A 1,317-nucleotide genomic window follows, 5' to 3' on the forward strand; every position below is an offset into this window, starting at 1 on the left:
CATTACTGTCCCATTAAAACTTGAAATTGTTCTTTGAAATATTTGAAATATAGTTAGTTATAGAGGTTTGGCAACCGAACGGACTTGAAAACATAGCTTTGTTGCCAGATGAATCTGCCAACCTATGTTCCAAGATAAATATGTTTTCGCTCAACTGGTCTCGTTTCTCAACCGGAGTAAGTTCAATCGAATTGTATCCAAGTATAAAGGAGACAAATACGTGAAGCATTTTAGTTGCTGGAATCAGCTGCTTGTTTTAATGTTCGGTCAGCTCTCCAATCGTGAAAGTTTAAGGAGTCTGATTGTCGCCTTAGATGCCCATTACTCCAAATGCTATCATTTAGGAATGGGGAAGAATGTCTCAAGATCATCTTTGGCAAGAGCAAATCAGGACAGGGACTATCATATCTTTGAAGAATATGCCTACTATTTGGTTAACCAAGCAAGAGAGAAGAAAGCTGTCAATATCTTCAATCTAGGCGGTAACGTTTATGCTTTCGATTCGACAACAATCGACCTATGCCTTTCCGTGTTTTGGTGGGCAAAGTTCCGTAAGAATAAAGGCGGTATCAAAATCCACACATTGTATGATGTGGAAACACAGATTCCTGCATTCTTTCATATCACTGAAGCTTCTATGCACGATTCAAAAGCGATGAAAGAGATCCCTTATGAACCAGACTCTTACTACATATTTGATCGAGCTTACAATAACTTTAAGATGCTGTATAAGATCCATCAAATAGGGGCTTACTTCGTGATCAGAGCAAAGAGAAATCTTCAGTACAAATCCATCAAATGGAAACGCAGATTGCCCAAGAACGTGCTTTCAGATCAAACGATCGAATTGACCGGATTTTATCCAAAAAAGTACTATCCCGAGCCAATTCGCTTGGTCAAATACTGGGATGAGGAGCAACAACGTGAATTTATCTATTTGACCAATGCCATTCACATTTCAGCTCTACAAGTTGCCGAACTTTATAAAAACCGCTGGCAGGTAGAACTCTTTTTTAAATGGCTAAAGCAACACCTTAAGATCAAGAAATTCTGGGGTACTACCGAAAATGCTGTCCGAATTCAAATCTATGCCGCCATATGCACGTATTGCCTAGTGGCAATTGTTCAGCACGACATAAAACTGGGTAGAAGCACGTATGAAGTGCTACAGATACTAAGCATTTCCCTAACAGATAAAACGAATCTTAAAGACCTTTTTAGCAAAACTAAATTTCAAAATGACAAAGAACGAGCTAGCCTTAATGGGCCAAATTTGTTTAATTTTTAAAACGTCCCGATTTTAATGGGACACTAGTG

The 1,317-nt window shown here is 38.6% G+C and carries 1 protein-coding gene; it reads left to right on the top strand.

Annotation, left to right across the window (positions count from 1 at the left end; genetic code table 11):
• The first annotated feature begins 124 nt into the window (after nucleotides 1-124).
• A complete protein-coding gene (locus EDC17_RS16745) occupies nucleotides 125-1,288 on the top strand; it encodes an IS4 family transposase (RefSeq protein WP_132779374.1) in 1,164 nt (387 codons plus the stop codon).
• Nucleotides 1,289-1,317: the final 29 nt, after the last annotated feature.

This window comes from Sphingobacterium alimentarium (assembly GCF_004342685.1).
GTDB classification, from domain to species: Bacteria; Bacteroidota; Bacteroidia; order Sphingobacteriales; family Sphingobacteriaceae; genus Sphingobacterium; species Sphingobacterium alimentarium.

Excerpts from the sequence above, each read along its gene's own strand:
- EDC17_RS16745 (WP_132779374.1), top strand. The coding sequence starts at position 125 with ATGTTCCAAGATAAATATGTTTTCGCTCAACTGGTCTCGTTTCTCAAC.